The sequence below is a fragment of the Candidatus Neomarinimicrobiota bacterium genome (assembly GCA_022573815.1).
GTDB lineage: Bacteria > Fidelibacterota > SORT01 > SORT01 > SORT01 > JACZTG01.
The window spans coordinates 49247-62650 of sequence record JACZTG010000002.1; the positions used below are offsets into that span (position 1 = coordinate 49247).

The 13404-nt window shown below is 42.6% G+C and carries 15 protein-coding genes; 13 read left to right on the top strand and 2 right to left on the bottom strand.

Going from position 1 to position 13404, the window contains the following annotated elements; translation table 11 throughout:
* Both IIB39_01045 and IIB39_01050 read right to left on the bottom strand, forming a co-directional pair.
* Complete coding sequence (locus IIB39_01045) at positions 1–1587, bottom strand: hypothetical protein (GenBank protein MCH8927285.1); 1587 nt, start codon at positions 1585–1587, stop codon at positions 1–3.
* A gap of 2 nt (positions 1588–1589) precedes the next feature.
* The gene (locus IIB39_01050) at positions 1590–2399 is read right to left on the bottom strand and encodes a hypothetical protein (GenBank protein MCH8927286.1); all 810 of its coding nucleotides are present in this window, start codon (positions 2397–2399) and stop codon (positions 1590–1592) included.
* Between the two features lie 161 nt (positions 2400–2560).
* On the opposite strand from IIB39_01050, the gene IIB39_01055 reads away from it, so the two are divergent.
* From IIB39_01055 to IIB39_01115, 13 genes are all read left to right on the top strand, one after another.
* Positions 2561–2908, top strand: a complete 348-nt coding sequence (locus IIB39_01055; GenBank protein ID MCH8927287.1) for a hypothetical protein — start codon at positions 2561–2563, stop codon at positions 2906–2908.
* A gap of 58 nt (positions 2909–2966) precedes the next feature.
* Positions 2967–4160, top strand: a complete 1194-nt coding sequence (locus tag IIB39_01060; GenBank protein ID MCH8927288.1) for a hypothetical protein — start codon at positions 2967–2969, stop codon at positions 4158–4160.
* 17 nt (positions 4161–4177) lie between these two features.
* Positions 4178–5098 carry a zinc ABC transporter substrate-binding protein gene (locus IIB39_01065; GenBank protein MCH8927289.1) on the top strand — a complete coding sequence of 307 codons (921 nt, stop codon included), beginning with the start codon at positions 4178–4180 and terminating at the stop codon, positions 5096–5098.
* A 59-nt stretch (positions 5099–5157) separates the two neighbouring features.
* The gene (locus IIB39_01070) at positions 5158–5991 is read left to right on the top strand and encodes a metal ABC transporter permease (GenBank protein ID MCH8927290.1); all 834 of its coding nucleotides are present in this window, start codon (positions 5158–5160) and stop codon (positions 5989–5991) included.
* Between the two features lie 157 nt (positions 5992–6148).
* Positions 6149–7300 (top strand): acyl-CoA dehydrogenase family protein, encoded by a 1152-nt coding sequence (locus IIB39_01075; protein ID MCH8927291.1) that lies wholly within the window; start codon positions 6149–6151, stop codon positions 7298–7300.
* A gap of 127 nt (positions 7301–7427) precedes the next feature.
* On the top strand, positions 7428–8054 hold the full coding sequence (locus IIB39_01080) for a hypothetical protein (protein MCH8927292.1): 627 nt from the start codon (positions 7428–7430) through the stop codon (positions 8052–8054).
* Positions 8051–8593 carry a hypothetical protein gene (locus tag IIB39_01085; GenBank protein MCH8927293.1) on the top strand — a complete coding sequence of 181 codons (543 nt, stop codon included), beginning with the start codon at positions 8051–8053 and terminating at the stop codon, positions 8591–8593. The genes IIB39_01080 and IIB39_01085 overlap by 4 nt, the downstream gene beginning before the upstream one ends.
* Positions 8577–9641 carry a divergent polysaccharide deacetylase family protein gene (locus tag IIB39_01090; GenBank protein MCH8927294.1) on the top strand — a complete coding sequence of 355 codons (1065 nt, stop codon included), beginning with the start codon at positions 8577–8579 and terminating at the stop codon, positions 9639–9641. Before IIB39_01085 ends, IIB39_01090 begins: the two co-directional genes overlap by 17 nt.
* A gap of 20 nt (positions 9642–9661) precedes the next feature.
* Positions 9662–10351, top strand: coding sequence for a pyridoxine 5'-phosphate synthase (locus tag IIB39_01095; protein ID MCH8927295.1), 690 nt, complete (start codon positions 9662–9664; stop codon positions 10349–10351).
* A gap of 37 nt (positions 10352–10388) precedes the next feature.
* Positions 10389–11348, top strand: coding sequence for an asparaginase (locus tag IIB39_01100; protein MCH8927296.1), 960 nt, complete (start codon positions 10389–10391; stop codon positions 11346–11348).
* Between the two features lie 110 nt (positions 11349–11458).
* Positions 11459–11635 carry a hypothetical protein gene (locus tag IIB39_01105; GenBank protein ID MCH8927297.1) on the top strand — a complete coding sequence of 59 codons (177 nt, stop codon included), beginning with the start codon at positions 11459–11461 and terminating at the stop codon, positions 11633–11635.
* 153 nt (positions 11636–11788) lie between these two features.
* On the top strand, positions 11789–12544 hold the full coding sequence (locus IIB39_01110) for a hypothetical protein (GenBank protein ID MCH8927298.1): 756 nt from the start codon (positions 11789–11791) through the stop codon (positions 12542–12544).
* 20 nt (positions 12545–12564) lie between these two features.
* Entirely contained in the window at positions 12565–13395 is an 831-nt protein-coding gene (locus IIB39_01115; protein MCH8927299.1) for a hypothetical protein, read from the top strand.
* Positions 13396–13404: the final 9 nt, after the last annotated feature.

Sequence of the window (13404 nt, forward strand, 5' to 3'; positions counted from 1 at the left end):
TTATTCAATCACCATAACCTTTCCCCACTGAACTTCGCTGCCACCGGAGTCGTGATTGATGATGATTTTATAAAAATAAGTACCATTCGCTACGATGGCTCCGAAATCGTTTCTTCCGTTCCAGACGTCGTCCCACTCACGTTTAAATCGCGGAACATCGCTTACGGCTTCGGTTACAAGCGTCATTGAAAAATCATATATTTTGATCGTAACAGTAGAGGATTGATCTACCGAGTAGTGAAATCGTACATGACCGTCTCCGCCGATAGTGTTATGCCGGGCAGGAGAAAACGGGTTAGGATAAGAATAGCTTTTTACGCCTCCTGAAGTAGAAATCGGAGCCGTCGCCCTGAGGAGTGTCCAATCAGCGCCGTTGTTTTCAGTATAAATAATACCGTCTGCCGTTCCTCCCCAGAGTTTTCCGTCCGCTGCGCCCCTCACCGAAAAAAAAGTGGAAGTATAAAGCGGTAATCCTGTAGTTAGATCACTGATTGGAGGAAAGGAAGCCCAGCTAAATCCACCGTCAATGGATTTAAAGAGTCCGCTGTCCGCGGCGGCGTAAATCACTGAATCAAACGATGCGAAGTTCCATACTTTCTCGCCCGGCAAAACGGAATTCCAGCTGTTTCCGCCGTCGTTACTAAATGTGACGCCGGTTTGCTCTATAGGTGAGCTCGGTCGTGTAGCCGCGAGTATAACCTCTTCTCCTTTCCACGAATGTCTATGCATAGCAACCGCCCAACTGCCGGTTATCCCATTGTTTAAGCCATTATATTTGTACCAGGAAAGTCCGCCGTCTGTAGATTTGTTGATTCCTCCGGCAGTTCCGATATAGACAGTGTCGCCCCATGCGATGACAGAAAACGGCCGGTGGTTTAAATTTCCCAATACGTTGAATTTAGTGTTGTCAACCGGGCTGAGATCAAAATTATGGTCAGATGTAAGTGTGAGAGAGTCTGCGAAATCAGGCGGGAGAACAATCCGCTTCCAGGTTTTTCCAAGATCAGTGGATTTTCTTGCTCCGCCTGCGAATGAAGTAATATATATTGTGCTGTCATTTAAAACAGCGGCGTCAAAGGTTACATTATCCACCGCGAGAATAATGGGCAAAGCGTCTATTCTATCTCCGAATACCGTTACAAAATCAGCATCCGCTGAATCAATAGGCTGACTAATGTGGAGCCAGGTTGCGCCGTTGTCTGTGGATATGCTGATACCGCTTCCGGTGGCGTTTGATTCTTCCACATCCGGATCGTCAAACGCAGTAGCAACAACTATGGTATTCCCTGAAACAGCTAATGCCGAGACTCCCCCGAGTCCGATATCTATTTCATCAGGGGAATACTCTTCGAATGTATTGCCGTTGTCCGAAGTAGAATTTAGTCCCTTACCTGTTCCTATCCACATTGTATTCAGAACATTTATCCGAATATCCGTGACTGAATTTCCGAGGAGGCGGCTGCTTTTTCGTAAAATTTCCTGATCGTATAATCGATAATCCTGAACAATCTGTCCAAAAGAATTTTCAACCATAAACAGAGTCAAAAGTGTAATCATAAAAGGAAATAAATTTAATTTAATTTTCATATTTAATCTGTTAAGGTTACCGGAACCAGAAGCTCGTCGCTTTTTAGACCGGAGAAATCTTCAGCCGTAATAATAAAAGTAAATACTCCGGTGCTTCCGCCTTCGCTGGTAGGGTTCGTTGCTTGTTTCACGGAATATACAGCGTCACCTGCTATCTTATCGCCGAAAGCTCCATCGTCACGCAAGAAAAATAGCGGGCTTTTAACAGTCAGCGTGTCATTAGGAGGAAGAACCTCATAAGTAATTTTAAAGATGTCAGCCAGACCGTTCGAATCTGAAGCCATCACTTCCAAAAAAATTGTGTCACCTGCCGTGACTATATTAGTGACCGAAACTAATCTTAACCTTGGCGCGAAACTGATAAGATTGTAAAGGAATTCGGCTGAATCGCTGATATTTGACTCTAAGTCAACAGCGGAAAACAGGAACTTTATTTCGCCGAAACCTAATCCCGGCGGTAACGGAGGGATTAGCGCGGAGTAAAGACCGTCTTTTATGATGATATCGCCATCACTGCCGTCATCGTTAAGAGTTCCTGTTGCATAAAGTCCGATGCTATCAGGTCCAAAAAACTCGTACGACACGCTATCGATGTCAGATTGACCCTGTGGGTCGCTGATCTCCGCCGTAAGAAAAAACTGCTGTGTAGTCTGATTTAAAATAGCATTGACCGATACTATAGTGGGCGCTACTTCTCCTGTGTCACTGTCAGGCTCGTCCGGAAATTTTTCCTCGCACGCTGAAAGGAAGAATAGAAGCGCTACTATCAGAAAAGATTGCAGCGTCAATGAACTAAAATATGTGTTTTTCATCGTAAAAATTACGGGGAAATATAAACGCATATGTTGGATTTGTCAAGTACGTAAGATTTTATGGGAAAGAAATAGTTAAAACAATTTGAATGCAAATTTGAATAATCTTGATAAATTGCAACTTAGAGCTTATTATTTCTTAATTGCCAAGAGATATTTCAATGATAAAGAAACTTATACATATCGCATTTATTCTCATAATCACAGCTATGGGTGCGCTGCAATTTCTCGATCATCATTCTGTATTGGGAGTTGAGGAGTTATCACTTTCCTCTTGTGATAACGAAGAACATAGCCATCAGTCTTACAACGGTGTACATATATGTCTCCTCCTGAGAAAGCAGCAAACCGATGCTTACTTGAATTCCGAAAAATTCGCCTATAGCATTGATGCTGTCGGGCGACTGGTTTATGTCGAAACTCTGATTTTCGATGATATTTTTTCTATAGCTCTCTTTGAAGAGCGAGCTCCCCCGCTTAGTTTTACCCTAATATCTACACAAACATAATCTGATTTTTAAATTAGCTGCGGTAAGTACCGCAGTAACATCAATGGGAGTATAATCATTGAAAAGTTTAACACTAATTATGGTAATCTTAATTTTAAGCTCACTGGAGCTAAATGCCCAACAGGCAGAGACAGAGAGCTCGGCAAAAGACAGCGCGGACGCTGCGCTCGAGGCAGAGTTGGCGAGAATGCTGGCGGGGGACGATAAAAGTCCATCGCCCGCTCGGCAGTCGAACACACCGATTCCAGCAGCATCGACAGGCGGTATCAGCAATATGAACCCTAATATCGGATTGATAGCAAAATTTACCGGAGATGGGCTTGTGAACGGTGAATCCGGCGAAGCAGGCTCGCTGGAAGGATTCAATTTTCATGAGGTGGAGTTCTCCTACCAGATGATAATCGACCCATACGCCCGAGCGGACTTTTTTGTGGCGCTCCTGCCTGAAGAAGAAGCGATTGAATTAGAGGAAGCATTCATCACTATATTTTCGCTCCCCCTCGACCTCCGTGCAAAAGTAGGTATAATCCGTTCGAAGTTCGGAAGATTGAACCCAATCCATCCGCCTGAGGTAGTCTTCGTGGACTATCCGCTCCCGTTAGAAATGTATTTTGGCGGTGAGGGATTGGTCGGAACGGGAGTCTCTATAAGCTATCTGATACCGAATAAGTGGGACCTATTCTGGGAGGCAACATTCGAAGTAACAAACGGAGATAACGAGGAGATATTTAACGGAAGAGCAACGAACGATTTAGCGTATAACGGACACATCAGTTCCTTTTTTAGCGTGGGAGATAACTCGGCGTTTCTGCTGGGCGGTACGGCTATCACAGGAGTTAACGATGAGTTGGGACTTTATAGGACTAACGTTTATGGCGTTGACCTGACTTACAAATGGAAACCTTTAAGAAGACAACTTTACAAGTCTTTTACCTGGCAAACTGAATTCTTTTTCCTGGATAAGGAAGTAGCCGGGGTAGAAAATATTCAGGCTACAGGTTTCTATTCTTACGCAGAATGGCAAATTGGAAGACGGTGGTTTGTTCTCGGCAGATATGATAGAGCGGAGTTGCCCGATAATTCAGGTGATGCGGGTCAGAAATATATCGCCGCCTTAACTTACTTCCCGAGCAATTTTCAGACAATAAGATTGCAGTCCACTACAAGCAGGAGCTTTGAAGGAGAAAGCAGCACTCTATTATCGCTGCAGTGGAATTTTGTAATTGGCTCTCACGGGGCACACATATATTAAAAAAATGGAGTATGAAATTGAAATTAATTAATAAATTATCAGTAATAATTATACTAATTTTCGGAGCTTCACAAGTTCACGCACAGCTGCGTGTCGTCTCGACGCTACCAAACTTTACAGCGATAGCTAAAGAAATAGGTGGAGATAAGGTAAACTTATCCACTATAGCGAAAGGGTATCAAAATCCACACTTTATTGATCCGAAACCGAGTTTTATAATTAAAATGAAAAAAGCCGATATATTGATTTGGGCTGGTTTGGATCTTGAAATTTATTGGCTGACACCGCTGCTTGAAAACTCCCGTAATCAGAAAATTATCTGGGGCGCATCGGGAAACGTTGACGTATCCAAAGGAGTATCTCTTCTTGAAATCCCGAACATCCCCGCAGCTCAATTGAGAGCGGGAGGTGACATCCACGTTTATGGGAATCCACATTATTGGCACGATCCGTTGAACGGGAAGATAATTGCGCAGAATATTTACAACGCCCTGGTGGACGCATCTCCGGAAGATAAGGAGTATTTCAAGGGGAATTTAGAGGATTTCAATTCAAGATTAGACGCATCCATTAAAAAATGGTTGAAAATGATGGAGCCATATATAGGATGGAAAATAATCGCCTACCATAATTCCTGGCCATATCTGGAGAAACGGTTCGGGTTCGAGATCGTCGATTTCGTAGAGCCGAAACCGGGAATCCCGCCAAGTCCAAATCATCTTGTACGTCTAATTAAGAAGATGCGAAACCAGGATATTAAAGTGATTATTATTTCTCCGTATTTCAATGACAAACCGGCGAACGTTATCGCCGACAAAGTAAACGCAAAAGTCGTTTTGGTAGCCCCAAGCGTGGGCGCGTTTGACGGTGTTGACAGCTATTTTGATATGTTCGATTACAACCTGAATTCGTTGGTGGACGCTTTCAAATCCAAATAATCAGAAAAGTAGATTTTATTAATTATAACCTGAATTAAATAAAGTAGGAGAAAGAAAAGATGTTTGAACTTATTTCATTACCGTTATTCGCCGGATTCCTTCTCGTTTCAATTCACTCCTATCTCGGTATCCACATAGTTGAGAGAAAAGTGATATTCGTCGATCTTGCGTTAGCGCAAATTGCGGCTGCCGGAGCAGGAGTGGGGGTGCTTATGGGCTACGAGCTCGGAGGGATAGAGACTTTCCTCACAGCGCTGTTTTTTACGTTTATAGGTGCGGCGATATTCTCGTTCACAAGAGTGAAAAATGAAGTAGTTCCACAGGAGGCTATAATAGGAATAGTTTATGCAGTATCGGCTGCGATTTTCATACTTCTTATGGATACCGCTCCTAATGGAGCCGAGGAAGTGAAAGGAATGCTCGTAGGATATATTCTGCTGATAAGTTGGGATGACATTCTGCGTATTATTCCTCTTTATTTGCTGGTAGGGATATTTCATTTTATCGTGAGAAAAAAAATGATTTTTATCTCTCAGAACCCGGAAGGCGCGTTTAAAGAAGGGATAAACCTTCGACTGTGGGATTTTTTGTTTTACATTTCCTTCGGAGTCGTAGTAACGACCGCTGTTCAGATTGCCGGAGTCTTACTCGTGTTCGCATATTTAATCGTACCTGCCGTCAGCGCAATACTGTTCACGAAAAATTTCAGGAAGAGACTAATTATCGGATGGTCGCTCGGATTGCTCGGAAATTTTCTCGGAATGTATTTTTCTGTTCAGTTCGATTTACCTACAGGAGCGGCTATCGTCACTACATTCGGGCTGATTATCGCAGTTGCGGGTTTGGTCAAGTATATATACAGCAAATTCTTCATGCAGCAAACGGAAAGTTAAACTAATTATATCTCACTGAGATATGGTTCCATTTGACTTGAATTTATAGAGGCGAGAATCTTAAATTCATATTGAGAGTGCCGGGGGAATATTCATTCAAATTCCGGAGCATATGTGGCTATCGCATTTATTGATATTAATACAAGGATAATCAGAGATGGATTTTAGTTTACCTGAAGAAATTGAAATGCTCCGTGATACGGCAAAAAAATTCACCGATAAAGAAATACGTCCGTTGGCGGATCAGATTGACCGGGAAGAAAAAATCCCGAAGGAACTTATCGAGAAACTCGCAAAAACCGGGCTGATGAGCGTTATTATACCGCCCGAATACGGCGGAGGAGGATTCGGCGAGCTCGGTTATTGTGCAATGCAGGAAGAGATAGCGCAAGGTTGCGCTTCCACCGCCACATTCCTCGGCGCACACCTCTCTCTCGGTTCACAGACCATCGTACTTTTCGGCTCCGAAGAAACCAGGAAAAAATATCTCCCGCGACTTTCAACCGGAGCGCTGATTGCCGCATACTCTCTGACAGAGGCAGGTTCGGGTTCGGACGCCAGCGCAATGAAGGCAAAGGCGGTATTCGACGGTGAGGATTGGGTTTTAAACGGGACTAAAATCTGGGTCACGAACGGTTCTCTGGCTGACGTGATTGTTGTGTACGCATTGATGGAAAAAGACGGCGAAGATTTAGGCCCCGGCGCTTTCGTCATCGAAACTGCCGACAAAGGTTTCAATGTGGACAAAATTGAAGAAAAAATGGGAATAAAAGGTTCCGAGACGGTGGCTATCAGTTTCGCTGATTTTCATATTCCGAAGGAAAATCTCCTTGGAGAGCCCGGACAGGGATTCAAGATAGCGCTAACAATTCTTGATATCGGCAGATTGGGTTTGGGCGCTTCCACATTGGGACAGGCTAAAGAAGCATTGCGACTGAGCGCTACATATGCTCAACAGCGCGAACAATTCGGGCAACCGATAGCAGAATTTCAGGCTATACAGTGGATGTTAGCAGACATGACCAACGACATTTATGCAATGGAAAGCATTTTGTACCGCACTGCCGCATCTTATGACGAAGGCAAGCGAGTCACACGCGATGCCTCATGCGTAAAGTTATTTTGTTCTGAAGCATTAGACAGGATTGTGGATAAAGCAGTACAAATTCACGGTGGTATGGGATATTCGCGAGATTTAAAAATTGAACGGATGTATCGTGATGCCCGTATAAACAGGATTTTTGAAGGAACAAGCGAAATTCAACGACTCGTCATAGCCAGAGAAACCCTCAGGCGGGGAGGGTATTGATTTTAAAAAAAATCATCTAAGGGGTAATCCGTCATAGGTGCTAATCAGGGCTTGCCCTGAAAGCGCCAACCCCGCAAGGTTTATCCTATCATAAAACAGCAGTTTTATTGACATTCGGTGAGTCTTTATGTATGTTTTGACGATGAAATATTTTCTTTTCGCAGCTGTGCTTTTACTTTTTTCTGGGTGCGACTCTCTTTTTGGTACGAGGGATGCCGAAGATCCGAATGACGATGTTGTCAGAAGCTTATGGCAGCAGCCGACTACCCCTGAAATTGTACTGGTTAATATGTCCAACGCCTTTTTGGAGCGCAATTCTGAAAATTATATGCGTTGTTTGACAGATCCGTCCGTGTCGGGAAGAGACTTTTTGTATATCCCCGATCAGGAAACGGCAATCAGTAATCCCGGCTCATTCACAGAGTGGGGGCTTGATGAAGAGCGGCTTTACATAAACTTCATATTTGCAAAATCATCACTTCCTGACGGAGCTTTATCCCGTTTAGTGTTCACTTCTTTTGAAGAGCCTTCTATTCCATCGGATACGGCTCTGTTCGATGAAGTATATGATCTGCAAATTGAGCATGAATTAATCAACGTACCAACAAATATGAGAGGGATTTCGAGAATACGAATGTCTGAGGATTCTAATGGAAATTGGTCAATTTACCGTTGGGAAGATCTGACTTTCAGCGGCGAGCCTGATACATTAGATTTACCCACATGGAGCGAGATGAAGGCGCGGGCGCAGTGAGAAAAATATCCATAATTATATTATTCCAGCTATTTGCTTGCGTGAATCCTTTTGCGCCCGAGCTTGGCAACATAGATGCGAACGCAAGCGCTGTATTAACGGAAAGAACGAACCCGGAAGAAGTTTTAGAAAATTTCCGGTTCGCTTACATCTTCGGAGATTCGCTGGTTTATAGCGAACTTATTGATACCGGATTTGTGTTCATATTTTTCGATCCAACTGTGGAGGGTACAGGTAGATTCGACAGTTGGGGAAGAGATGTGGAGCTTAAGGCAACAGCAGGGCTGTTCCGGGCGGTGAAAGGGATAACGCTGGAATGGAACAGCACTATCGAGGAGTCTTATTGGACGCCGCAGCCGGACTCTGTGGAAAGTATAGCATATTTTGAAGGAGCAAAAAAGGCAAGAATATCAAAAGGCTTTCAGTTGAAGCTCGGAACAGAAATTCAGCTGAGCGGAACATCTGTTTTTACATTTTCAAAAGAACGCTTCGGGAATGGATGGAGAATCAACAGGTGGATAGATGAATCGATATTTTAAGAGGATAATTCTTATCTGGATCGCGGTATGGCTGATAATCGACATTATAATTATTGTGAGAAATCATTATGCAGGCTTTGAAAATGAAATTTCGGTTCTCACAGCGGAAAATTTAGAAACTTATTTAGAGAAAAACTTTATCAGATCATTGAACGCGAACGGATTGCCGTTGCGATTAAATGGAAGTGGAAATGATGTTTATTATAGCTATCCTGATGGATTCGGAAAATATTGGATTCAAAAACAAATAAGAAAAGAGTTTGAGGGAGTGGGAGCCAGCGCCGAGATCATTTGGAATTCCAAAAACAGCGGATTTGACATTACCATAAACAACACGGACATAAAAAGCTATAAAGTACAATTTAGAAAAAAGGGAAATATCAACTCAGGATTAATTGCGATAATAATAGATGATTTCGGATACTTTTGGGATGAACGAGTAAACGATCTGATGGAGATAAGAATTCCAATGGCGTTCGCTGTAATTCCCGGGCATGAGCATTCCGAACGTATTGCGTATGAATGTTTGAAGAACCAAAAAGAACTGATACTCCATTTACCGATGGAATCAATTAAACAACAGGGACGTGAGGAGAATTTTCTTTTGAAGGGAAATATGTCTGAAAATGAAATGCGCAAAATAATTGAAGCGGCTCTAACGGGAGTTCCGGGAGCATCAGGAATCAATAATCATCAAGGTTCAAAAATGACGGGAGATTTGAAAGGTATTAAGAGATTCCTTGCTGTAATACGCCCGCTAAACTTATATTTTATCGACAGTGTGACTCACGCTTCAAGCGTGGCTTATACGGAAGCGCTGCAAATGGGAATTCCGGCATCAAGGCGAACTATATTTCTTGATAGCTCGGAAGATATTAAGACTATCGAATATAGATTGGACGAGCTGAAGAAAAAAGCGCGTGATGAGGGTTGGGCAATAGGTATCGGGCACGTCAATGCCGAAACGATATCAGCTTTAAAAAGGGCAATTCCATCTATGATTGAAGATGGATTTCAATTTGTTTTTCCATCACAGCTTGTAAATTAACTGAATAATCAGAGGTTTTTATGTCATTATTAGAAGTAAAATTAGATCCTGTAGCGAAGATGAGAGACACTATCTCCGAGTCCATGGATCCGGCCACATTTGCTATGGCAGCCGAATTAGCCGGTGCGGATAGCATAAGAATTACGCTTACGGAAGACAGGGAAGAGGAACGGATACGGGATTTAACGATATTACAGGAAGTAGTACATTCAAGGCTAAACCTTGTTATAAATTCTTCGAAAAGACTGGTGGATAAAGCCCTGTCCATCAATTCCGAAATAGTAACTTTGGACGATGAATTAGGACTAAAAGATTCTAGGGTTGCAACGAATATGAAAGAAGCGATCTCTGTATTGAAGAACAACAAGAATTTGGCGCTGTCAATTCGAATAAATCCTGAAGTGGCAGATGCCAAAACAGCTTCTCGCTTAGGGGCAGATTATGTGGACATAAATACTTCTCGTTTTGCCGGAACGCAAAACTATCACGACAGAACATTGGAACTTGAGAGGATTGCCTCCGTAGCCCGCGCGGCATTCAAATTTGATCTTGGAGTCATTGCCGGAGGTGGATTGACTTTTCAAAACGTGGCATACATCGCAGAAATTGAGCAGGTTGACACTGTCACGGTAGGCGGAGCCTTAGTTAGCCGGGCGATGATAATTGGATTGGAGAGTTCTGTTCGGGATATGTTAGACTTAGTCAAATGAATTTCTCTCAATGTCCTTTTCAAGAGGAATTTAGAAGATAAAAATATTAGTATATCGGAATGCCGATATTGAAAGTGTTCATTCGGTAAGCGCAGCTGTCATCGGTCCTTCGGGAGAACTGATTGCAGAGTACGGCGATTCAGAACTGAGATCATTCATCCGCTCGGCCGGAAAACCATTTCAGATTCTTCCTTTCCTAAATAACAATGTGGATGTGAAATACGATTTCACGGATAAAGAGATTGCTGTCTGCTGCGCATCTCATTCAGGAGAAGAAATTCACGTCGAAACGGTAAAAAGTATCCTTAAAAAAACCGGAATAGATTCATCGACCCTCAAATGCGGTATTCATACTCCGTTAGGAAGAGAAGTTAAGAATAAATTGAGACAATCCGGAACTGAACCATCTGTGTTGCAGAACAATTGCTCGGGAAAACATTCCGCTATGTTGGCTATTGCAAAAGCTATGGACGAAGAATTGGATAATTATCTGAATCCCGACCATCCTGTGCAGCAAAGGATACTGAATGTGATTAAAGAACTGACCGGTGAAGAAGATGTCACCGTCGGAGTTGACGGCTGTTCGGCACCGGTATTTTATCTAACTTTGAAAAATATGGCGACGCTTTACCATAAAATAGCCGCAGCCGAAAACGGAACTCATTTGGAAAGAATATGGAACATAATGACATCAAACCCTGTGCTTATTGGCGGAACAGGTCGATTTGATACGCTGATGATGAAAGCCGGAAACGGAAAATTACTCTCAAAGATGGGGGCTGAAGGCATACAATGTATGGCATTTCACAGTGAGGACGGCCCTATTTCATTAGCGCTTAAAGTGCACGATGGAAGTCGGAGGGCGGTAGTGCCGGCAGTTCTGCATATCTTGGATAAGTTGGGTTTGACGCCTAACGTAGATTTGGAACGATTAAAATTTCCGATATTGATAAATCATATGGGAATTGAAATCGGAAAAATTGTGATTCAGGCTTAAAAAGTAGGTTGATTCATATTGACAAGAAATCAATCAATAGTTAAATTGGTGAGCCGGTAATTTTAATGCCTAACATAAAAAATAGAGACAATAAACTATATTAAACGAAATTGATTTATAAAATAATTTTTGTAAGCGCATTGATTATTGCACCTTTATCCGTTTCAAAGGGGCAGTATCGGCGAAGCGAATATGGATTGAAAAAAGCGGTTATTGAGGTAGAGAAATCTACCAATATCGGCAACAATCGCGTTCTTCGATACAAGCTTTCTACTGATATTGAATAATAGAATCAGCTCCAAAATCTCGACAGGATCTTCCGAATAAATTTTTCGGGAGCAAATCCTGTTCAGTAGCGTATAAAGTGAGTCTCTTTTGCTTGTGTTTCAGAGAGATAGTTGTTTATATTAAGTTTAATTCATCTTAAGGAGTTCCAAAATATGCTTGTAAAGATGAGAATTTTTGTTTTTTTTCTACTTTTACCATCAGTTCTTCCCGCGCAGGACATAACATTATTTGAACAGCGAAACCTCATAAACAGGCCTACTGCCGGCTCATTAGCCAGAGGAAGTTATGATTTTGAATTAAGAGTTTATCCGGGCGGTGGATTGCTGGGAGGTGTGGCGGTTGGACTCACCGACAGGATAACTTTTGGAGCCACTTACGGAGGTTTAAACATCATTGGTGAAGGTGATGTTGAATGGAATCCCAGGCCTGAAGTGAATATTAAGTACAGGCTTATGGAAGAGAGTTATTCCGGCCCTGCAGTTTCGATTGGATTTAGCGGCCAGGGATACGGCTCATGGTCGGAAGAATTAATCCGCTATCAGATTAAATCGCCCGGAATCTATGTCGCACTGAGTAAAAATTACAGCATGATCGGTAATCTCGGATTTCATGGCGGAGCAAATAAAAGTTTTGAGGATGATGACGGCGACAGCGACCTGAATCTGTGGGTGGGTTTCGATAAGAGCATCAACGAGGAGATATCATTGCTTGCGGAATATGATTTTGCTCTCAACGACAACAGTGATAATACGCTCGGCTCGGGGAACGGTTATTTTAACGTTGCTCTTCGATGGTCGTTCGTGGAGAAGTTAGTAATTGAGTTTGACGTGAATAATATTTTAGGAAACAGAGTTGATAGGGATGCGGCAAGCAGAGAGATAAAAATAATATACGTAGAATTTTTCTAATCAAAAGGGAATATGAAATTATGCCGGGATACCTGAAATCAGTGATGATAGTCAGTATGCTGTTGGTACCATTGGGATTATACGCCCAAGATATGGGTGGAGAAGATTCACTAATGATGGATAATGATACGACCATGCATGAAATGCATATGGAGATGAGCGCAGCCGAAAAGTTTGAATCTGAAGGAGATGCATATAGAGATTCGTTTAATACTGAAATGGCGCTTCAATCCTATTTGAACGCAAATAAGGAAGATTCATCCAATGTTACTTATATCTGGAAGATTGTCAGGGAATACACTGACATGGGGTTTTTCGCGGATAGTAAAGATGAAACCAAGGCTCACTACGCAGATGCGGAAAAATGGGCGAGAGATTGTGTGAGTATATATCCGGACAATGCAGATTGCCATCTCTTTCTTTCGGTTGCAGTGGGGCGAGTCGCGCTATTTTCCGGCGGTAAGAAAAAAGTCAACCTATCAAAAGAAGTGAAAGAGGAAGCTACAAAGGCAATTGAACTGAATCCGAATTTGGACGGTTCCTATCACGTACTGGGAAGATGGAACCGGGAAGTAGCAAATTTATCCTGGTTTTTGAGAGCCGCTGCGAAAATAATATATGGCGGGCTTCCTTCAGCCTCAAATGAAGACGCTGTTATGAACTTTGATAAAGCAATAGATCTTCGGCCTGACAGGATGCTGCACTATTTTGAGCTTGGCGTAACCTACAAGAAATTAGGCGAAAAGGCGAAAGCAAAAGAAGCCTTTGAAAAATGTTTATCTATGGAAGTAGTAGAGCGTCAGGACGCAGGGCGACAGGAGGATTCTAAGGAGTTTTTGAAAAAACTCTGAGTTTTTGAC